Annotated in this window: 20 protein-coding genes; 8 read left to right on the forward strand and 12 right to left on the reverse strand. The window is 71.8% G+C overall.

All coding sequences use genetic code 11. The features are described from left to right. Positions 1 to 930 precede the first annotated feature (930 nt). Both U1T56_RS19435 and U1T56_RS19440 read right to left on the reverse strand, forming a co-directional pair. Entirely contained in the window at positions 931 to 1,830 is a 900-nt protein-coding gene (locus U1T56_RS19435) for a replication initiator protein A (protein ID WP_418161157.1), read from the reverse strand. Positions 1,831 to 1,895: 65 nt separating this feature from the next. Further along, on the reverse strand, positions 1,896 to 2,141 hold the full coding sequence (locus U1T56_RS19440) for a hypothetical protein (RefSeq protein WP_418161158.1): 246 nt from the start codon (positions 2,139 to 2,141) through the stop codon (positions 1,896 to 1,898). A 248-nt stretch (positions 2,142 to 2,389) separates the two neighbouring features. On the opposite strand from U1T56_RS19440, the gene U1T56_RS19445 reads away from it, so the two are divergent. Both U1T56_RS19445 and U1T56_RS19450 read left to right on the forward strand, forming a co-directional pair. Beyond that, complete coding sequence (locus tag U1T56_RS19445; protein ID WP_418161159.1) at positions 2,390 to 3,934, forward strand: glycosyltransferase family 39 protein; 1,545 nt, start codon at positions 2,390 to 2,392, stop codon at positions 3,932 to 3,934. 69 nt (positions 3,935 to 4,003) lie between these two features. Next, a complete protein-coding gene (locus U1T56_RS19450; RefSeq protein ID WP_418161160.1) occupies positions 4,004 to 4,690 on the forward strand; it encodes a Crp/Fnr family transcriptional regulator in 687 nt (228 codons plus the stop codon). A 4-nt stretch (positions 4,691 to 4,694) separates the two neighbouring features. Here the strand turns inward: U1T56_RS19450 and U1T56_RS19455 are convergent, their stop codons facing one another. Together U1T56_RS19455 and U1T56_RS19460 are read right to left on the reverse strand one after the other, a co-directional pair. Then, a complete protein-coding gene (locus tag U1T56_RS19455) occupies positions 4,695 to 5,723 on the reverse strand; it encodes an SIS domain-containing protein (protein ID WP_418161161.1) in 1,029 nt (342 codons plus the stop codon). A 13-nt stretch (positions 5,724 to 5,736) separates the two neighbouring features. Next, entirely contained in the window at positions 5,737 to 6,651 is a 915-nt protein-coding gene (locus U1T56_RS19460) for a glucosamine kinase nucleotide-binding domain-containing protein (protein ID WP_418161162.1), read from the reverse strand. Between the two features lie 108 nt (positions 6,652 to 6,759). Here U1T56_RS19460 and U1T56_RS19465 point away from each other — a divergent pair, with 108 nt between their 5' ends. The 3 genes from U1T56_RS19465 (at position 6,760) to U1T56_RS19475 (ending at position 9,530) form a co-directional block, all read left to right on the forward strand. Beyond that, positions 6,760 to 7,647: an N-acetylmuramic acid 6-phosphate etherase gene (locus tag U1T56_RS19465; protein WP_418161163.1), complete on the forward strand. Its 888-nt coding sequence runs from the start codon at positions 6,760 to 6,762 to the stop codon at positions 7,645 to 7,647. A 195-nt stretch (positions 7,648 to 7,842) separates the two neighbouring features. Next, positions 7,843 to 8,946 carry an N-acetylglucosamine-6-phosphate deacetylase gene (locus tag U1T56_RS19470; protein WP_418161164.1) on the forward strand — a complete coding sequence of 368 codons (1,104 nt, stop codon included), beginning with the start codon at positions 7,843 to 7,845 and terminating at the stop codon, positions 8,944 to 8,946. 137 nt (positions 8,947 to 9,083) lie between these two features. Next, positions 9,084 to 9,530, forward strand: a complete 447-nt coding sequence (locus U1T56_RS19475) for a calcium-binding protein (RefSeq protein ID WP_418161165.1) — start codon at positions 9,084 to 9,086, stop codon at positions 9,528 to 9,530. Between the two features lie 149 nt (positions 9,531 to 9,679). Here U1T56_RS19475 and cysC read toward each other — a convergent pair whose 3' ends face one another. The 5 genes from cysC to U1T56_RS19500 all read right to left on the reverse strand — a co-directional run bounded on the left by cysC (position 9,680) and on the right by U1T56_RS19500 (position 14,101). Then, the gene (gene cysC, locus U1T56_RS19480) at positions 9,680 to 11,548 is read right to left on the reverse strand and encodes an adenylyl-sulfate kinase (RefSeq protein ID WP_418161166.1); all 1,869 of its coding nucleotides are present in this window, start codon (positions 11,546 to 11,548) and stop codon (positions 9,680 to 9,682) included. A gap of 15 nt (positions 11,549 to 11,563) precedes the next feature. Continuing rightward, the gene (cysD, locus tag U1T56_RS19485; protein ID WP_418161167.1) at positions 11,564 to 12,358 is read right to left on the reverse strand and encodes a sulfate adenylyltransferase subunit CysD; all 795 of its coding nucleotides are present in this window, start codon (positions 12,356 to 12,358) and stop codon (positions 11,564 to 11,566) included. A gap of 273 nt (positions 12,359 to 12,631) precedes the next feature. Then, on the reverse strand, positions 12,632 to 13,135 hold the full coding sequence (gene mepK / locus U1T56_RS19490) for a peptidoglycan L,D-endopeptidase MepK (RefSeq protein ID WP_418161215.1): 504 nt from the start codon (positions 13,133 to 13,135) through the stop codon (positions 12,632 to 12,634). Positions 13,136 to 13,330: 195 nt separating this feature from the next. Then, positions 13,331 to 13,753, reverse strand: coding sequence for a GatB/YqeY domain-containing protein (locus U1T56_RS19495; protein ID WP_418161168.1), 423 nt, complete (start codon positions 13,751 to 13,753; stop codon positions 13,331 to 13,333). 6 nt (positions 13,754 to 13,759) lie between these two features. After that, a complete protein-coding gene (locus U1T56_RS19500) occupies positions 13,760 to 14,101 on the reverse strand; it encodes a hypothetical protein (protein WP_418161169.1) in 342 nt (113 codons plus the stop codon). Between the two features lie 170 nt (positions 14,102 to 14,271). On the opposite strand from U1T56_RS19500, the gene U1T56_RS19505 reads away from it, so the two are divergent. Together U1T56_RS19505 and U1T56_RS19510 are read left to right on the forward strand one after the other, a co-directional pair. Beyond that, the gene (locus U1T56_RS19505; RefSeq protein WP_418161170.1) at positions 14,272 to 14,739 is read left to right on the forward strand and encodes a hypothetical protein; all 468 of its coding nucleotides are present in this window, start codon (positions 14,272 to 14,274) and stop codon (positions 14,737 to 14,739) included. Between the two features lie 70 nt (positions 14,740 to 14,809). Then, positions 14,810 to 15,157 (forward strand): carboxymuconolactone decarboxylase family protein, encoded by a 348-nt coding sequence (locus tag U1T56_RS19510; protein ID WP_418161171.1) that lies wholly within the window; start codon positions 14,810 to 14,812, stop codon positions 15,155 to 15,157. On the opposite strand, the gene U1T56_RS19515 is transcribed toward U1T56_RS19510, so the two are convergent. Both U1T56_RS19515 and trxC read right to left on the reverse strand, forming a co-directional pair. After that, complete coding sequence (locus tag U1T56_RS19515; protein ID WP_418161172.1) at positions 15,136 to 15,729, reverse strand: methyltransferase domain-containing protein; 594 nt, start codon at positions 15,727 to 15,729, stop codon at positions 15,136 to 15,138. The two genes, U1T56_RS19510 and U1T56_RS19515, sit on opposite strands and share 22 nt — an antisense overlap. Then, complete coding sequence (gene trxC, locus U1T56_RS19520; RefSeq protein ID WP_418161173.1) at positions 15,726 to 16,160, reverse strand: thioredoxin TrxC; 435 nt, start codon at positions 16,158 to 16,160, stop codon at positions 15,726 to 15,728. The genes U1T56_RS19515 and trxC overlap by 4 nt, the downstream gene beginning before the upstream one ends. Positions 16,161 to 16,334: 174 nt before the next feature. Here trxC and U1T56_RS19525 point away from each other — a divergent pair, with 174 nt between their 5' ends. Next, complete coding sequence (locus U1T56_RS19525) at positions 16,335 to 16,895, forward strand: Uma2 family endonuclease (protein WP_418161174.1); 561 nt, start codon at positions 16,335 to 16,337, stop codon at positions 16,893 to 16,895. 20 nt (positions 16,896 to 16,915) lie between these two features. On the opposite strand, the gene epmA is transcribed toward U1T56_RS19525, so the two are convergent. Further along, positions 16,916 to 18,031, reverse strand: a complete 1,116-nt coding sequence (gene epmA / locus U1T56_RS19530; protein ID WP_418161175.1) for an EF-P lysine aminoacylase EpmA — start codon at positions 18,029 to 18,031, stop codon at positions 16,916 to 16,918. Positions 18,032 to 18,067 lie beyond the last annotated feature (36 nt).

The following is an 18,067-nucleotide window of genomic DNA, read 5'->3' on the forward strand; positions in this document are numbered from 1 at the left end:
GACGGACGCGGATATAGCCACCCCCGGCACCCGGCGCAAGACCTTTCGTGAAACTCGCCCGACAAAAAACACCGCCCAAGACAAGGCCGGCCTCCACCCACTACCCGGGAACGGGTCCGGATCCGGGCGGGCCGTCGCTTCGCGCCGATCCGATCGGGGAGAAGGGCATCCGCCGCCGCGAGAGGCCGGGCGGCCTGCTCCTGGCTGGGCGCGCTCGAGCCGTTTGCAGGAGGCCGCCGGCGGGCCGCGGCCGGGCGCCCGGCCGTGCAAGGCAAGGGGAGAGGAGGGACTTCAGGAGAAAGACTGGCAAGGGATGAAGCTCGTGGCATCTCCGCTTCTCGTCCTCCTTCTCGTCCTCGCTGCCTTCGCCGTTTCTTTTTGGGTTTTCCGTCCTCTTTCCCTGCCGCTCGCACCTTCCTGTCGGGTCGGTGCCGTCGCTTCGAGCTGCCGCCCTCTTGCAAGCTTTTTTCACCCCGTCGCTGTGCACCGCGTCGGGGGGGTTATCCACAGGCGGCAGGGTTATCCACAGGTCGGGGGCGGGCGGGGGAGCGTTAGAAGAGTTATATATTTGTTAGATATAAGTTAGAGGGCGGGATTCGCCTTACCGATCAAGGGGTTACGGCGAAAAATGTTAATGATGTACCGAATCGATGTTAATGATGTACCGAATCGATGTTAATGATGTACCGAATCGATGTTAATGATGTACCGAATCGGGGTATCCATCGTATGTTATTCAAGTCTAATATGTGGATAACTCCGGCAGGCGTGAACGATGTACCGAAAGAGGGGGCGGGAGGGGGTGGCAGACCCGCCCGGGCGGGGGCGCGGCGGCGAACAGGTCTAGGATTTAAATGCTATGAGCCCGGGGGTTCACGCTTTGTGAATGATATACCGAACCGGTGGTTCGCGTGTGAATGATGTACCGAATCAGAGCAGGGCCGACACCGGTTCGGCCGGGCGCTCCGGCGTCTGCCGGGGCCAGAAGCAGACGACGATGCGCTCGTTGCTCGCCCAACGCCTGGCCTCCGTCCGCTCCGTGCCGGACATGCCGCCCTCGGGCGCATCGCAGCGCAAGGCGATGTGATAGTCGGGCAGCGCATCCTCCTCGACCACCCGCCTGAGCTGCAGCTTGAAGAAGCGGGGCTCCAGCACCGAGCCGCATTTCTCGATCAGGCGCGGCAGCGCGATCATCCAGCGGTCCTGGTAGCCGCAATGCTTCCTCGCCAGCTCGTAGAGCCGCCGCTCGAGACCCATGGTCAGGTTGAAGTAGGCCGGGTTGATCGTCAGCACCCGCCGGTCCTTGACGATGGCACGGAACATCCAGTCGTTGAGCGTGATCTCGCAGGCCGCCATCACCTTCTTGCCGGCCTTGTTGCGCCGCTCGATCACGCGGAAGGTCTCGATCCAGCCGAAGCCGCGCCGCTCCTTGATCTCGTCGGCTTCGATCGTGGTGACGATCGTGGTCGAGCGCAGGCGGAACATGGCATCCAGAAGCAGTTCGTAGGCGCGCTTGCCGGAGCCCCGGCCCGTCACCTGCAGAAGGTTGTGGGCGTTGAAGCGGATGGTCTTCTCGACCGGCAGCCCGCGCTCGAGCCGGTCGTTGATGATCGAGGCGAGATAGATCAGGACGTCCTTGTCCCAGATCGTGGCGATCCCCTTGTCGCCGGGGCGCACCTCGACCTTGATCTTGCCGTCGTCGTAGACGAGCGGCTTCATCCTGGGCGCCTTCTGCAGGGAGAAGAACGGGAACTCCATCAGCGCCCGGTCGTCCTTGATCGGGGCGTTGATCAGGCTGTCGAGGAAGAGATCGACCTGCTTGCCCGTCATGCCGCGCGCTCGCTCATGGGCGCTCTCCCGGTCTGGCGCGGCGGCGCGATGGATCGAGCACGGCCCTAGGCCACGCGACCGGCGGTCGTCTCGCGCCGGCGCCGGTCGCGGATCTCGCCGGCCGGCACGGCGTAGCCGGCGCCGGCGAGCGCTTCCAGCACCAGGGCGCGCAAGGTCGTCTCTTCGGCCGCCATCCGGGCTCGGAGCTGCCGGACCACGCCCGCCGGCAGGCTCAGCGTGAGCTTGCGGTCGGGCCCGCCGGCCATGGCCGGACCGGCCGCTTCGTCCCCGATCGGTGCCCGTGCCAGCATCGTTGCCGTTCCCCCCTCGTCGGGCTCGCCGCACCAGCCATTGCCATACTTACGGATATCCGCAAGAAGTAAATTATGGTTGATCATGATCCAGATTGTCTAGGCTGGAGATTATCGGCCCCATGACCGAACCCGGGATTGCCCGCCGGCTGTCCGCCTTGTCGCCCCGGTAGCCGGGCGACTAGCCTGCCGCCGCCTGCCGGGCCGCCGCGCGGCCGGCAGCGAGCGATCACCCGAGAGAACGGAACATGGCACACGAAGGCGAGGACGGCCGCGCGCGGTGCCCGCGCCTGCTCCTGGGCGCGATCCTGCTCCTGGGCGCGCTCTTGCGGGTGCTGGCGCTCGGCGCCGAATCGCTCTGGAGCGACGAGGGTTTCACCTGGTGGTGGGCGCAGCAGCCGCTGGTCGAGCTGTGGGGGGCCAACGGCCGGCTCGAGACCAACCCGCCACTCTACTACACGCTGCAGCATCTCTGGCTGGTGTTCGGCGATTCCGAGACGGCGCTGCGCTCGCTGCCGGCCCTGTTCGGGATCGCGACGATTCCGCTCGCCTACGCGGCGGGTCGGGTCGTGGGCGGCCGCCGTGCCGGCCTGCTCGCGGCGCTGCTCCTCGCGACCTCGGCCGTTCACGTCTATTACAGCCAGGAGGCGCGCGCCTACACGCTCCTGACCGCGGCCGCGACTCTGGCCGTCCTCGGCTTTCTGCGCTTTCTCGCCACCAACGACCCACCGCCCGCAACGGGTGGCCGGCAGGGCCTTGCCGCCTACGCGCTCGGCACGACGGCGGCCCTCTACGCCCACAATACCGCCCTGTTTCTGCCGCTGATCGCGAACCTCGCCGCCCTTCTCTGGTGGGTCGCGCGCGCCCGTCGGGAGCGCCGCTTCCTCCTCGCCTGGCTCCTCGCCAATCTCGGTCCGTTCCTGCTCTGGCTGGGCTGGCTGCCGGTGGTCCTGACGCAGGCGGGGGGAGCGCCCACGATCGCATGGCTGCAGCAGCCCGCTCTGCCGAGTGCCGTCCGCGAGGCCTTGCGGCTCTACAGCTTCCGCTACCTCGCCGCCCCCTGGCTCGACCTCGCGGCACCCGTGGCGCTCCTCGCCGGCTGGGGGGTCCTCGCCGCCCCCCCTCGGCGGCGACCGCTGGCACTCGTGCTGCTCGCCTTCGTCGCCGGCGTTCCGGCCCTCACCTACCTCGCCGGGCTCCTCGGCCGGCCGCTCTGGGTCGAGCGCACCCTGCTCTGGCCCCTGCCGCTCGGGCTCGCCCTTCTCGCCACGGGCCTTCTCGCCGTCCGTCCGCGCGGCCTCGGGCTCGTGCTCCTCGCCCTTCTCGCCGTCATCCAGGCCGGCAATCTCCGGGGGCTCCACGCCCTGCCGCAGAAGCCGCCCATGAGGGCGCTCGCGGCCGATCTCGCGCGCGACTGGCGGGCCGGCGACGGGCTCCTCCTCCTGCCGCAGGGGATCCAGTTCTCGGCCGCCTACTATCTCCGCCGCCACGGGCGCATGCTCGAGGCCGTGGGTCTCGGCGAGGACCCTGAGCGGTTGGCGCCCAGCCCGCTCGTCCTGGCCCACCCGCTCCGGCCGCCTGTGGGCCTGCCGGTCGTCCATGCGAGCCTCGCCACGCTGGACGAGCGGCTGCAGCGGTGGGAGCGGGTCTGGCTGCTCGCCCGGCGGCGCGACCGGCTCGATCCCGACGGCAGGGTGATGGCGAAGCTCGCGAGATTCGGCCCGGTGGCCCGGGTGCAGCACTATCCGCCTTATCTCGAGCTGATCCTGATCGATCGCGCGCGCGGGCCCTGAGCGCCCGCCTCCCGTCGCCGCTGCTTTCGCGCTACCTTTTCCGACGGAACGACGGGAGGAGGGGCCGTCATGCAGCTCGACCCCGGCCAGCGCAGCCTCGACGGCATTGCGCTGCTGCGAGCGCTGGCACCGGCCGACCGGACGGCGCTGGCGGCGCGCTGCGGCTGGCGGCGCCACAGGACCGGCGAGCTGATCTTGAGCCCGGAATCGGCCAGCCGCGACGTGCTGTTCGTCGTCGAGGGCCGGGTACGGGTCGTGACCTATGCCGCCTCGGGGCGCGAGGTCGCGTTCGCCGTGCTCGCCGCCGGCAGCCACGTGGGCGAGCTCTCGGCGCTCGACGGCGCCCCCCGCTCGGCCGCGGTCGAGGCGCTCGAGCCCTGCCTCGTCGCCTCGCTGCCGGCCACGGCGTTCCAGGCCCTCCTCCTGGCGCAGCCTGCCCTCGCCCTCGAGCTGCTCAAGGCCCTGGCGGGGGTGATCCGTCGGAGCGACGAGCGCATCGCCGAGCTCAGCGTGCTGGGTGCCATGCCCAGGGTCTATCGCGAGCTGCGCCGGCTCGCCCGGCCGGAAGGGAAGGGGGCCGTGATCGTCCCGCTGCCGACCCAGGAGGCGCTGGCGGCGCACGTAGGTGCCACCCGCGAGACGGTGGCGCGGGCCTTGGGCCAGCTCGTCAAGGGCGGGGTCGCCGTGCGCCGCGGCCGCGAGCTCCTGATCCGCGACCTCTCGCTGCTCGAAGCGCTCGGCGAGCCCGAGACGTGAGGGCTCAAAGGGTGCGCGTCACCTTCTGCAGGCCCCGCGGCCGGTCCGGATCGCGCCCGCGCCGGCGGGCCAGGGCCGCGGCCAGCGGGTAGAAGGCGAGAAGGGCCGGGATCGGGTCGAGCAGAGGGTGCAGAGGCGGCGGCAGCGGCAGCGGCCGGCCGGCAGCTGACACGGGCGTCGCGCTCGCGAGCAGCACCTCGGCCCCGACCCCGGCGAGCTCGGCCGCGAACGCCCGCACGTCCTCGCCGCCGGGGTCGGCGAGCCCGTAGGCCAGGACCGGAAAGCCCGGCCCGATCACGGCCTTCGGGCCGTGCCGGATCTCGGCGGCGCTCAGGGCCTCGGCGAGGAGGCCCGTGGTCTCCTTGAGCTTCAAGGCGGTCTCGGATGCCACGGCGAGGCCGGGGCCGCGGCCGACGACATAGAGGCAGGACGCCCGCTCCAGCACCGGCAGGGCCGGCGTCCAGTCGCAGGTCAGGGCCGCCGCCAGGCGCTCCGGCAGGCGGGCGAGGGCAGTGAGGAGAGCCCGGTCCTGCTGCCAGGTCGCGACGAGCCGGGCCGCGGCCGCGAGCGTCGCGACGACGCTCTTCGTGGCGGCGACGCTCCGCTCCGGCCCGGCCTGCTGCGGCAGGACGTGCTCGGCGGCCTGCGCCAGGGGCGAGCCTGTGTCGTTGACGATGGCGGCGGTGATCGCGCCGCCGGCGCGGGCGGCCGCGAGCGTGTGCACGAGGTCGGGGCTGGCGCCGGACTGGGAGAGGGCGACGACGAAGCCGTGGCGGAGGTCGAGCTCGGCGCCGTAGCGGGTGACGAGGGAGGGTGGCAGCGAGGCCGTGACCCGGCCGGCACGGATACCGACGAGGCTCGCGAGATAGGCGGCGGCGTGGTCGGAGCTGCCGCGCGCCACGGTCGCGACGAACGCGGGCTCGCGGCGGCGCAGGGCCGCGGCGAGAGCCGCGTAGCGCTCCTCGTCCTCGGCCAGGAGCGCGGCGACGCGCTCGGGTGCCGCCCTGGTCTCCTGCAGCATCAGCGAGGTCAAGGCGGTCTTTCCTTCATGCGACGTCCGGGAACTCCGGCGGCGCGGCGCCGGTGGCGACGAGCCAGGCCCCGCGCAGCGGCGCCGGCTTTTGCACCGCCGGCAGCACGGCACCTGGAAACGCGCCCGCGATCGACGCCCGGTAGGCCTCGGCGAGGCCGCCGCCGAGGCAGAGCGGGGCCGCAGGCTCGGGCGCCAGCGCCCGGGCCAGCCTCAGGAGATGCGCCGTCCCCTCGGCGAGCAGGCCGGCAGCCAAAGGGTCGTCCGCTCCGGCCGCGGCCACGATCGCGGGTGCCAGGGCCGCGAAGTCGGCGGCACGCGCCCGCTCGAGCCAGGCGAGCACGCCTTCGCGCGCGCGGCCGAGCCGAGCTTCCACGGCGGCCCACAGCGGGCTCGGTGCCGTGACGGCGGCGCAGCCGTCGAGATGGTCGAGATACTCGCCCACGAGCCGGAAGCCGAGCCAGGCGCCGCTGCCGCGATCGGCCACCGGAAAACCCCAGCCGCTCCTGATCTCGAGCGGCCCGCCAGCGGCCCGCCGGTAGGCGGTCACACCCGTCCCGACCGCGAGCAGCACACCGGGCCCGGCGCCGAACACGCCTGTAAACGCCGTGTAGCCGTCGCTCGAGAGGCGGCGCCCGGCGAAGCCCGCAAAGGCCGCGGCGAAGGCGTGCCGCTGTGCGGGGCCGCTGATCCCGGCGAGGCCGGCGCTCACCACGGTGCCGGGGGCGGTCGCCTCGGGCGCGAGCCCGGCCGCGGCACACGCGCACCGCCAGGCCGCGTCGACGGCAGCGAGCCCCGCCGCCGGATCGCGGTAGAGGTTGGCCGGCCCGGCGCGGCAGGCGGCGAGCTCCCGCCCCTCCCAGGTCAGCAGGGCCGCGGCGGTCTTGGTGCCGCCGCCGTCGACGGCGAGGACGTAGCGGGTCCGGCGCATGCGGCGACGATAGCAAAGGGATGTCGGCGGGCAAGGACGGCAGGAAAATCCGGCTCTGGTTGCCGATTGGCATCGCACTGATATCCTGATCGCCCGACAGGAGGCGTCATGGACACCGAAGCCAGGCTCGAGCGCTACCGCGATGCCGATCTCTGGCCCGCCGAGCGGTCGCTCGCGGCCATGCTCGAGAACCAGGAGAGCGCCTTCGCGGCGGTGAGGCGCGCCCTGCCGCAGCTCGCCGCGGCGGTCCGCGCCGCGGCGGCCCGCCTGCGGGCGAACGAGCAGGGCCGGCTGGTCTATGTCGGTGCGGGAGCTTCCGGCCGGCTCGCGGTCCAGGACGGGGTCGAGCTCCATCCCACCTTCGGCTGGCCGCACGAGCGGCTCGCCTGCCTCGTCGCCGGCGGTGCGGTGGCGCTCACCCGCTCGGTCGAAGGGGCCGAGGACGATGCGGCGGCGGCCCGTGCCGCGGCTTCGGCGCTGCGCCTGGGCGAGGGCGACGTCGTGATCGCGGTCGCGGCCTCGGGCGCCACCGCCTACACGCGCGCGGCGCAGGCCGTGGCGCGGGCGGCGGGCGCTCTCACGGTGGCGCTCGCCAGCAACCCGCAGGCCCCGCTCCTGGCCGAGGCCGAGATCCCCGTGCTGCTCGCGACCGGCCCCGAGTTCCTCGCCGGCTCGACCCGCATGACCGCCGGTACCGCACAGAAGATCGCCCTCAACCTGCTCTCGACCCAGCTCATGATCGAGCTCGGCCGGGTCTACGACGGCCTTATGGTCAACGTCGTGCCGGCCAACGCCAAGCTCGTGCGCCGCAGCCACCGCATCGTCCAGGCGATCGCGGGCGGCAGCCTCGAGGAGGCCGCGGCGGCCTGGGAGCGAGCCGGGCGCGACATCCGCCTCGCCGTGCTGCTCCGCGACGGGCTCGATCTCGCGGCGGCGAAGGACCGGCTCGCCGCGGCCGGGGGCGATCTCCGCCGCGCCCGGCCGCGGCGGCGCTGAGCACCGCCACCGGACGGGAAGGCCGGTCGTGCCGAGCTCGGCATTCCGCCCGGCAGCCCGGTGACGGCGACCGTGTGCCACGGCTGTCTCGCCAACGGCGGGCCGATCGGGCTCATCCGCCCGGTCGATCGCGACGACCGCTACGGCTTCGTCGCCGAGCTGCGCCGCGGCTGACCTTCGAGCAGGACCGATCCCATGGAAACGACCGTCCTTTCCGGCCAGATCCTCACGCCGGCGGGCTGGATCGCCGGCACCTTGCGGGCGAGCGCGCAGATCCTCGGCATCGAGCCCGGTGCGGCGCCCGTGGATCGCTTCGTCGTTCCGGGCTTCGTCGATCTCCACGTCCACGGCGGCGCGGGGGCCGACTGCATGGAAGGAGCGGATTCGGTCCGCCGCATGGCCCGCTTCCACGCCCGCCACGGCACGACGGCGCTCCTTGCCACCACCGTCACGGCGGCGGCCCGAGATCTTCGCGCCGCCATGGCCGGGATCGCGGCGGCGATGGCAGCACCGGCGGCTTCCGCCGCCCGCGTGCTCGGGGTCCATCTCGAAGGCCCCTTCATCAATCCCGCGGTCCTGGGCGCGCAGCCGCCCTTCGCCATCCCGCCCGATCCGGCGCTGCTCGAGGAGCTGGCGGCGGCCGCTCCGATCCGGGTCGCGACCTACGCCCCCGAGATCGACCCGGACGGTGCGCTCCTCGCCTGCTTCCGCCGCCTCGGCATCAAGGCGCAGATCGGTCACACCGCTTGCAGCTACGCCGAAGCCAGCACGGCGCTCGCCGCCGGGGCCGCGGGCTTCACCCACCTCTTCAACGCCATGTCGGGCCTGCATCACCGCAAGCCCGGTGCCGTGGGCGCTGCCCTGGCCCATGCCGAAGCGGCCGAGCTGATCCTGGATTTCCAGCACGTCGAGCCGGGTGCCGCGCTCGTCGCCCTTCGCGCCGTCCCGGGGCTCTACTGCATCACCGACGCCGTGGCCGCGGCCGGCATGCCGGACGGCACTTACCGCCTCGGCAGGCGTGCGATCACGAAGCGCGGGTCTTGTGTCCGGCTCGAGGACGGCAACCTCGCCGGCAGCGTGCTGACCATGGACCGGGCCCTGCGCAACCTGCTCGCGCTGGGCCTCCCGCTCGCCGAGGCCGCCCGCCGGTGCAGCACGCTTGCCGCCGATCATCTCGGCCTTGCCGATCGCGGCCGGCTCGTTCCCGGTGCCGCCGCCGATCTCGTCGTGCTCGACGCGCACGGCCGGCTGGAAGCGGTGCTGGCCGAGGGTAGGCCGGTCGAACCTGCCACCGCCTGAGGGGCGGAAGCCGGCCGGCGGCGGCCTGGGCACGATTTCATGATGCCCACCCGGCCGGGCGCACTATGATAAAGCTTCTTGTCATGGATTGCCGCGTTCCCACCCGCACGGGTGCGAAGCGCGCGAAGGAGGATCCTATGGCGGAGATATTGGGCTCTGATTTCAACGATATCCTGATCGGCAGCGACGACAGCGACCAGATCTACGGCTTTCAGGGCGACGACCTGCTCCTCGGCATGAGCGGCAACGACGAAATCCATGGCGAGGAAGGGGCCGACCTGCTCGTCGGCCTCGACGGCGACGACCTGCTCTATGGCGGCAGCGATGCCGACGTCTTCGCCTTCGGCGAGGGCAGCGGGCACGATACGATCGCCGACTTCGCGGACCAGCAGGACCGGATCGATCTGACGAGCCTCACGACCCTTCACGATTTCGGCCAGATCCTGGCGCACAGCAGCCAGAGCGGGGCGGACACGGTGATCGATCTCGGCGCCGCGGCGGGCCATGCCGGTGGGGAGGACGTGCTGACGCTCGCCGGCTTCGATATGGCCCGTCTCGATGCGAGCGATTTCATCCTGAGCTGAGCCCGCGGCACGGGGACCGGCGCACGAGACGCGCCCGCTCCTTAAGAATATCGGCTCCCGGCCGGCGGGACGGGGCTTTCGGCCTGCCGGCGGCGGCCCGGCCTTCTCGGAGCGGGCCGCCGGGAAGGAGCGCGCGTGCCGTGCCGGCTTCAGGTCTGGAACTTGCCCTCGACGTACTTCAGGAGCAGTGCCAGGCAGTCCTCGACCGGGAGTTCGTCGGTCGGCACCACGAGCTCCGGGCTCTCGGGCGGCTCGTAAGGGCTGGTGATGCCGGTGAATTCCGGGATCTCGCCCGTGCGCGCCCGGCGGTAGAGGCCCTTGGGGTCGCGGCTCTCGCAGGCTTCCAGCGAGGCCTTGACGTAGATCTCGTGGAACGCGTCCTTCGCCGCCTCGCGCGCCCGCTCGCGATCCGCGCGGTAGGGCGAGATGAACGAGCTGATGACGAGAAAGCCGGCATCGGCGAACAGCGCCGCCACCTCGCCGACCCGGCGGATGTTCTCGGCCCGGTCCTCGGGGCTGAAGCCGAGATTGGCGTTGAGGCCGGAGCGGATATTGTCGCCATCCAGCACGTAGACCTGATAGCCCTTGGCGAACAGCTCGCGCTCGAGGGCGAGGGCCAGGGTCGACTTGCCGGCGCCCGAGAGCCCGGTGAACCAGAGCACGCCCCCTTTGTGCCCGTTGCGCGCGGCACGGGCGTCGCGGGTCACGGCGTGGCCCACGGCGGTGATGTTGGTCGACTTCACCGTGACCAGCCGACGCTGGTCCGGATAGCCCTCCATCGAGATGATGCCGCCGCCCACGGGCAGGTAGTCCTCGACCAGGACGAACCGGCCGGTGACCGGATTCGCGTCGTGCTCGTCGAGTGCCAGGAGCCGCTTGGTGCGCAAGACCACCTCGCCCGCCCCGTTGCGCTCGATCCTGTCGGCGGGCCGGGTCGAGAGGTCGGTCGTGTCGATCACGTGCTCGATCGCCTCGACCGTGACCGGGGCCTCGAGCGTGCCGAGCTTCAGCGTGTAGCCGTTGCCGATCCGCAGCGGATGGTGACCGAGCCAGAACAGGCGCGCCTTGAACACGTTGCTCTCGATCGGCGCCTGCTCGAGGTGGCTCATCACCTCGCCGCGCTCGACGAAGATCTGCTCGGTGAGCGTCACACCGATGCTCTGCCCGGCCTCGGCGGTCTCGGGCACCTCCGGCACGTGCCAGGCCTCGATCGACTTGATCCGCGCGGTCTTGTTGGAGGGCGAGAAGATCACCGCGTCGCCCACCTTGAGCCGGCCGCTCTCGATCCGCCCGGCGATGATCCGGCGCTGGTCGAACTTGTAGACGTCCTGGACCGGCATGCGCAAAGGCCGCTCGGTCGGCAGCTCCCGGTGCTCGAAGCCGTCCAGGGCCTGGATCACGGTCGGGCCCTGGTACCAGGGCATCCGGGCCGCGTGCTCGACCATGTTGTCGCCCTCGCGGGCGGAGATCGGGATGATGCAGGAAGGCACCACGCCGAGCCCCTTGAGGTAGGCGCGGTAGTCCTCGGCGACCTCGCCGAACCGATCGGCCGAGTAGCCGACGAGATCCATCTTGTTGACCAGGACCGCGACCTGCTTCACGCCCAGAAGCGAGAGCAGGTAGCCGTGCCGGCGCGACTGCTCCTGGACACCCTCCTGCGCGTCGATCAGGAGCAGCGCCGCTTCGGAAGAAGCGGCGCCGGTCACCATGTTCTTGAGGAACTCCTTGTGCCCCGGCGCGTCGATGATGACGTAGGGGCGCTTTTGCGTCTTGAACCAGATCTGGGTGGTGTCGATCGTGATCCCCTGGTCGCGCTCGGCCTGGATCGCGTCCAGAAGGAAGGCCCACTCGAACGGCATGCCGCGCCGCTCCGACATGGCCTTGATCGCCTCGTATTTGCCCTCGGGGAGCGAGCCGGTCTCATGGATCAGCCGGCCGACGAGCGTGGATTTGCCGTGATCGACGTGGCCGACGATCACGATCCGGAGCGGGCGGGTCTCGCGTGCGGTCTGGGTCATGGGCTCGCTCCCGCCTCACATGTAGCCGGCGGCGCGCAGCCGCTCGAACGCGTCCTCGCTCTCGTGGTCCATGGCCCGGCCGGCGCGCTCGGGGATCCGTGTGGTCTCGAGCTCGGCGATGATGGCGTCGAGCGAATCGGCGTTGCTTTCGATCGGGAAGGTGATGTCCTGGTCGCCCAAGGAGCGGTAGCGCTTGCCGTTCTTGGCGAAGTAGAGGTCGATCACCGGGATGTTCTCGCGCTTCGTGTACTTCCAGATGTCGACCTCGGTCCAGTGCAGGAGCGGGTGCACCCGGACGTGCGTTCCTTCCGGGAAGCTCGTCATGTACTGGTTCCAGAACTCCGGCGGCTGGTCCTTCAGGTTCCAGCTGTTGTCCTCGCTGCGCGGGCTGAAGTAGCGCTCCTTGGCGCGGATCGCCTCCTCGTCGCGCCGGATGCCGAGGATCAGGCCCTTGAAGCCGTGCTTGGCGATCGCGGCCTTGAGGCCCAAGGTCTTGCGCGCGGCCGAGCGGGCGGCCGGCGGCAGGGTGGGATCGGTCTCCTCCACCGGCGGGCAGAGCTCGCGGATGAAGTTGAGCTTCCACTCCTTGGCGTAGCGGTCGCGGAAGGCGTACATCTCGGGGAACTTCTTCTCGGTGTCGACGTGCATCACCGGGAAGGGAACGTGGCCGAAGAAGGCCTTGCGGCACAGCCACAGGACGACGTTGCTGTCCTTGCCGAGGGACCAGAGGATGGCGAGCTTGTCGAGCTTCGCGAACGCCTCGCGCAGGATGTAGATGCTTTCCGCTTCCAACGCGTCGAGATGGTTCATCCCAAGGATCCCAAGATGAGCGGCGGGCCGGGGCAGGGGCTCGGCAGGGCGGAACGCGGCGGCGCAGCCCGACCGGCCCGCGCGGCCATCATCCGGTGGGGTTGCGGTTTCCTCGGTGGCCGGCCGGCAGCGCCGGACGGGACGCGTGCCGACGCCCCGTCTCGCCGGTGCGAGACGGGGCTTTATTCACATCTCCCGGCCCGGCGTCAACCCGCCCGCGCGCCACAGCCGGTGTGGAATGGCCCGGCCGCCATCCTCCGGGGTGACGGGCCGCTACCAGTAGCGGACACGGCCCGTGTCGACGTGGACGAAGTCCGAGGCCGGGTAGTAGCCGACGCCGCCGCGCCTCAGGCTGATCGCGGCGAGGCGCAGGCTCCGCAGGCTACGGTCCGGCACCCGCAGGTCGACCGCCATGGCCCGCATGTGCAGGCTGTTGCGGGCCACCCCTTCGCTGCGGCGCCGCAGCATGGCGTTGGTCTCGGGCGTGCGGTAGCCGCAGACCACTTGGATCGGCGCCTTCGATTCCAGCCGCTGCCGCAGCGCCCAGAGCAGATCGAGCAGCTCGGGATCGATCGGGCGGGCGCGATCGACCCGCCAGTCCCGCAGGTGATGGGTGAAGGCCCCGAGGCCCTCGGGCAGGTAGCGGCCGTCGGCGAAGTAGACGGCGTTCAGGGTCTCGCCGGTATGGAGATGATGGAGGAGCAGCGAGCGCTCGCGCCGCGCGGCTTCCGCCTGCCGGGGGGCGAGGCCCAAGAGCGCGAGCATGGCGGGCGTCATCAACGAAAAAGTGAAATTTCGCCGCGAAAGGCGTCCCTCGAGGCCCTGTCCGTTCATGGCTCTTCCCTGTGGCGAGGCTCGTTATTGGCCGATCTTGAACCAACGTCGCAAGATCGGCGATCGATCGTCGCCCCCGCAGTACGCAGGCGAGGAAATCGTGTCAACCGCGACAACGTGCCGGTGGCCGGGCCCGCCTCAGCCGAGCGCGGCCTTGACGAGCGCGCTCGCGGCCCGCGCGTCGAGCGCGTCGCCGTGCCGGGCCTTCAAGGCCGCCATCACCTGGCCTATGGCCTTGGGCGAGCGCTCCGGCAGCCCGGCCACGATCTCCTGGACGCTGGCCGCGAGCTCGGCCTGGGTCAGCGCGCGCGGCAGATAGGCCTCGAGGATCGCCCGCTCGGCGCGCTGCGGGCCGGCGTCCTGGCCCTTGCTCTCGAGGAGCGCGATCGTCTCCTCGAGCGACTTCAGGAAGGAGCGGATCGTGCGCGTGACCGCGGCATCGTCCGGAACCTTCGCGTCCTTGGTCGCGGCGGCGACAAGCGTGCCGAGGAGGTTCTTCCTGAGCTCGTCCCTGGCCTTCATGGCCGCGAGCCGGTCGGCCCTGATCCGCTCGATCAGCATGGCAGCTCACCCTTCGCCCTTGCCGCTGCGGCGGCTTCCTGCCACGGGGCCCGCCGCCGATCCAGCCCGGGGCGAAAGCCCGAGCGCGGCATCGAGATGGCAGCTCTGCGGACCGAACACCCAGGAGGTGACGTTTCCGGCCAGGCGGCACTCGGCGATGCGCCAGCCGGCCGGGCTCTCGAGGCAGACCCGCTCGCCGAGCCCGTAGCTGCGGCCATGGGCCCGGCAGGTGCAGGGGCGCGTTCCGGGCGGGCCGAGCTCCTGGGCGCTGGCGGCTGCCGCGAGCACTGCCAGCAGGACGAGCCCGAGCCGGCCGCGCGCGAGGAGAAGCCCGATGCCGCCGTCCATCGCCGCCTCCCGTCCGCCCGAAGGTTCCGGCCACCGGCCGCCACGGGCAGATCCCGTACCATCCGGCAAGACTGGCCGGAAACGGCTGGCCTGTCCACGGCACCGCTGCCCGCGACGTCGATGCCGGCTATCCTGCCCGCTCGCGCCAGGGAGGATCGGGACGACCGACCATGACCGCCGCCACGCTCGCCCGGGGCTTTCTCGCCGGGTTCCTCGCCGTGCCGCTGTTCCACCAGACGGCGCTGCTCCTTCTGCGCCTCGCCGGCATCGCCCCGGGAGCGACACCCTGGGATCCGGCACCCGTGCCGCCCTTCGGCGTGCCCGCGGTGATCTCGGCCGCGTTCTGGGGCGGACTGTGGGGCATCCTCCTCGCCCTCCTCGCCCCCCGGTTCGGGGAGAAGGCCGGTGCCTGGTGGCTGGGCGCCCTCCTGTTCGGGGCGGTGGCACCCACGCTCGTCGCCTGGTTCGTCGTCCTGCCGCTGAAGGGGCGCCCGCCGGGCGGCGGCTTCGCCTGGCCCGGGATCGTGGTCGGCCCCATCGTCAACGGTGCCTGGGGCCTGGGTGCGGCCTGCCTGCTCGCGGTGCTGGGAGCCGCCCGCCCGGGACCGGCACCCGGCCGCGGCGCAACCCGGCCATGACACGGCCCTGCTGGCCGGCGGCCGGACCGCCCATTATATAAGGAAAGTCTTAATTAGAACGGGACCGCCGATGAGCAAGGACTTCCTGGCGCTCGAGAAGGAGTACGTCGCCCGCTCGCGCGCGCTGCACAAAGACGGCGGCGCGCCGCTGCGGGCGTTTCGCGACCTGGTCCAGGCGGCGAGCGGCGATGGCGCCCTCTCCCACAAGCAGAAGGAGCTGATGGCGCTCGCGATCGGCATCGCCATCCGCTGCGAGGGCTGCCTCGTCTTCCACACCCGCGCCTGCGTCAGGCTCGGCGTCACCCGCGCCGAGCTGCTCGAGACGATCGGGGTGGCGGTCGAGATGGGCGGCGGGCCGTGCGCGGTCTACGGCGCCGAGGCGCTCGCCTGCTTCGATCAGATGACGGCGGCCGCCTGATCGCCCCGCTTCTCCCAGAGCGAGCCTTCGAGGAAGGCGCCGTCCTCGGCGAGGCTCTCCCAGAAGAGGAGGCGCAGCTCCCGGCCGAGCCCGGCCTCGAGCTCGGCGCGCTCGAGGCAGAAGGCGAGAGGGAAGCCGTGCCGGCGGTGCTGCTCCGGGCCGAACGAGCACAGCAGCACCCGCCCGCCGGGGCGCAAGGCCGCGAGCAGACGGCGCCACTGGGCCGGGCCGGGCCTGAAGCGGATCACGACGAGGCTGGCGAAGGTGCCGAGATCTTCGAGCGCGTCCGGCGCGTCGAGATCGGCCGCGCGCGTCCGCACGGCGAGCCCCTGCGCCGCCGCCGCCCGCTCGAGCCGGGCGATCGCCGTCGGCGAGACGTCGACCGCGGCGACGGGCAAGCCGCGGCCCGCGAGCCAGAGCGCGTTGCGCCCGTCCCCCGCCGCCACGTCGAGGAGCGGCCCGCGGGGCAAGGCGCCGGCGTGACGGACCAGGAAGGGCTCCGGAGCGCCCGGCCCCGTCGCCGCGCGCTCCCGCCAGCGCGCGTCCCAGCGCTTGCGGTCGAGGGTGCTCACGCGGCGAGCGCCTGCGCGATCCAGGCCTCGAGCTGCGCCTGCGGCATGGCACCCGTCGTGCGCGCGACCGCGCGCCCGTCCTTGAACAGGATCAGGGTCGGGATGCTGCGCACGCCATAGCGCGCCGCCACCTCCGGCACGGCCTCGGTATCGAGCTTGGCGAAGCGCAGCCTCGGCTCGAGCGCCTTGGCCGTGGCCGCGAACACCGGGGCCATCATCCGGCACGGCCCGCACCAGGCGGCCCAGAAATCGACCAGAAGCGGCAGGTCGCTCCGGGTCAGATGGCGCTCGAAGCCGGCCGCATCGAGCTCGATCGGCTCGCCGCGGAACAGGCGCTCCTTGCACCGGCCGCAGCGCGCGGCCAGGGCCGGGCGATCCTCCGGCACGCGGTTCACGGTAGCACAGGCGGGGCAGACGATGTGGCGGCTCATGGGCGAAGGCTCCGGGCGGCAGCGAGCAACGGCGGGTGTCATATAAGCACGGGGCCGGCCGCGGCCGAGCCGTCGCCAGTGCCGTGACGGGCGAGGCGGCGTTATCCGACGTCGGATGAGGACGGCATGACCGGCCGGGGTGCTTGCGCTATGCTCGGCCGACAGGAGGTGGCCATGACCGTTTCACCCCGTGCCCGGATGACCGCCGACGCGTTCATCGCCTGGGCGATGGAGCAGCCCGAGGGCGAGCGCTACGAGCTCGTCCAGGGCGAGATCGTCGCCATGGCGCCGGAGCGTTCGGCGCATGCGCTGACCAAGGCCAGGATCTGGCGGGCACTCGACGACGCGATCGCCGCTGCCGGCCTGCACTGCACGGCCTACCCGGACGGCATGTCGGTCGAGGTCGACGAGGACACGGTCTACGAGCCGGACGTGCTGGTGCGCTGCGGCGAGCCCCTGCCGGACGAGGCGGTCAAGCTCCAGGACCCTCTGATCGTGGTCGAGGTGCTCTCGCCCTCCACCCGGGCGCGGGACGCGGGCGCGAAGCTCGAGGACTATTTTCGCCTGCCGTCCTTGCGCCACTACCTGATCGTCAAGACCGAGAACCGGAGCGTCATCCATCACCGCCGCGGCGAGGCGGGGCGGATCGAGACGCACATCCTGCGCGGGAGCGGCCGGCTCGAGCTCGAGCCGCCGGGGCTCGTGCTGACGGTCGAGAGCTTCTTCCGGCGGTGAGGCCGCAGGCGCCGCCGCGGTCACCGCACCCGCGTGCCGGCGTCCTCGTTCCGGTGCCGGGGCTCGTCCGAGCGCGGCAGCGGCGCTTCCGGCAGCGGCGTCCACAGAACCTGCTCGATGCGCCGCGCCCCGGTCGCGAGCATGACCAGGCGCTCGAAGCCGAGCGCCATGCCGCTCGCCGGCGGCATGTGGGCGAGCGCGGCGAGGAAATCCTCGTCGAGCGGGTAGCGCTCGCCGTAGACCCGCTCCTTCTCCGCCATCGCGAGCTCGAAGCGCCGGCGCTGCTCGTGCGGGTCGGTGAGCTCGCCGAAGCCGTTCGCGAGCTCGACCCCGCAGGCGTAGAGCTCGAACCGCTCGGCGACGCGCGGATCGCCGGGCGTCGGCCGGGCGAGGGCGGCCTCGGCCAGAGGGTACTCGAAGAGGATCGTGGCCCGGCCCAGGCCCAGATGCGGCTCGATGCGCTCGACCAGGATGCGGCTGAACAGGTCGGACCAGCCGTCGTCGGCGGCGACGCGGATCCCGGCGGCCCGGGCGGCGGCGGCGAGCGCGTCGCGGTCGACGGCGCCCGTGGCGTCGATGGTGGCGAGAAGATCGATGCGGGCGAAGTGCGCGAACGCCTCGGCCACGGTGAGGCGCTCCAAAGGCGCGAGCGGATCGGCCGTGCGCCCCTGCCAGGAAAGGGTCCTGGTACCGGCCGCCGCCGCCGCCGCGGCGAGGAGGGCCCCGCAGTCCGCCATCAGCGTCTCGTAAGGCTCCCGCACCCGGTACCATTCGAGCATGGTGAACTCGGGATGGTGCAAGGGTCCGCGCTCGCGGTTGCGAAAGACGTGGGCGAAGGCGAACAGGCGCTCCTCGCCGGCGGCGAGGAGCTTTTTCAGCGCGAACTCGGGCGAGGTGTGCAGCCACAGCCGGGCGGCTTCCGTTCCGTCGGGCGCGAGCAGGCGTGTGGCGAAGGCATGAAGATGGGCCTCGTTGCCGGGCGAGGCCTGGAGGATCGCAGGATCGGCCTCGACGAAGCCCTGCTCCGCGAAGAAGCGGACGAGCGCTGCCTTGATCCGGCCGCGGGCGAGGAGAAACGGGCGGCGATCGGCGTGGACGTGGCCCTGCCACCAGGGCGAGGCGAAAGCTCGGCTCATGGCTCCTTCGGCCCGACGGTCTCGGCACGGGCCCTG

It is taken from the genome of Benzoatithermus flavus (genome assembly GCF_037908215.1).
Lineage (GTDB): Bacteria > Pseudomonadota > Alphaproteobacteria > Geminicoccales > Geminicoccaceae > Benzoatithermus > Benzoatithermus flavus.

Excerpts from the sequence above, each read along its gene's own strand:
- U1T56_RS19465 (WP_418161163.1), top strand. The coding sequence starts at position 6,760 with ATGGACACCGAAGCCAGGCTCGAGCGCTACCGCGATGCCGATCTCTGG.
- U1T56_RS19470 (WP_418161164.1), top strand. The coding sequence starts at position 7,843 with ATGGAAACGACCGTCCTTTCCGGCCAGATCCTCACGCCGGCGGGCTGG.
- epmA (WP_418161175.1), bottom strand. The coding sequence starts at position 18,031 with ATGAGCCGAGCTTTCGCCTCGCCCTGGTGGCAGGGCCACGTCCACGCC.
- U1T56_RS19440 (WP_418161158.1), bottom strand. The coding sequence starts at position 2,141 with ATGCTGGCACGGGCACCGATCGGGGACGAAGCGGCCGGTCCGGCCATG.
- U1T56_RS19460 (WP_418161162.1), bottom strand. The coding sequence starts at position 6,651 with ATGCGCCGGACCCGCTACGTCCTCGCCGTCGACGGCGGCGGCACCAAG.
- U1T56_RS19510 (WP_418161171.1), top strand. The coding sequence starts at position 14,810 with ATGAGCAAGGACTTCCTGGCGCTCGAGAAGGAGTACGTCGCCCGCTCG.
- U1T56_RS19445 (WP_418161159.1), top strand. The coding sequence starts at position 2,390 with ATGGCACACGAAGGCGAGGACGGCCGCGCGCGGTGCCCGCGCCTGCTC.
- U1T56_RS19435 (WP_418161157.1), bottom strand. The coding sequence starts at position 1,830 with ATGACGGGCAAGCAGGTCGATCTCTTCCTCGACAGCCTGATCAACGCC.
- U1T56_RS19500 (WP_418161169.1), bottom strand. The coding sequence starts at position 14,101 with ATGGACGGCGGCATCGGGCTTCTCCTCGCGCGCGGCCGGCTCGGGCTC.
- U1T56_RS19505 (WP_418161170.1), top strand. The coding sequence starts at position 14,272 with ATGACCGCCGCCACGCTCGCCCGGGGCTTTCTCGCCGGGTTCCTCGCC.
- cysD (WP_418161167.1), bottom strand. The coding sequence starts at position 12,358 with ATGAACCATCTCGACGCGTTGGAAGCGGAAAGCATCTACATCCTGCGC.
- U1T56_RS19495 (WP_418161168.1), bottom strand. The coding sequence starts at position 13,753 with ATGCTGATCGAGCGGATCAGGGCCGACCGGCTCGCGGCCATGAAGGCC.
- mepK (WP_418161215.1), bottom strand. The coding sequence starts at position 13,135 with ATGACGCCCGCCATGCTCGCGCTCTTGGGCCTCGCCCCCCGGCAGGCG.
- trxC (WP_418161173.1), bottom strand. The coding sequence starts at position 16,160 with ATGAGCCGCCACATCGTCTGCCCCGCCTGTGCTACCGTGAACCGCGTG.
- U1T56_RS19450 (WP_418161160.1), top strand. The coding sequence starts at position 4,004 with ATGCAGCTCGACCCCGGCCAGCGCAGCCTCGACGGCATTGCGCTGCTG.
- cysC (WP_418161166.1), bottom strand. The coding sequence starts at position 11,548 with ATGACCCAGACCGCACGCGAGACCCGCCCGCTCCGGATCGTGATCGTC.
- U1T56_RS19475 (WP_418161165.1), top strand. The coding sequence starts at position 9,084 with ATGGCGGAGATATTGGGCTCTGATTTCAACGATATCCTGATCGGCAGC.
- U1T56_RS19525 (WP_418161174.1), top strand. The coding sequence starts at position 16,335 with ATGACCGTTTCACCCCGTGCCCGGATGACCGCCGACGCGTTCATCGCC.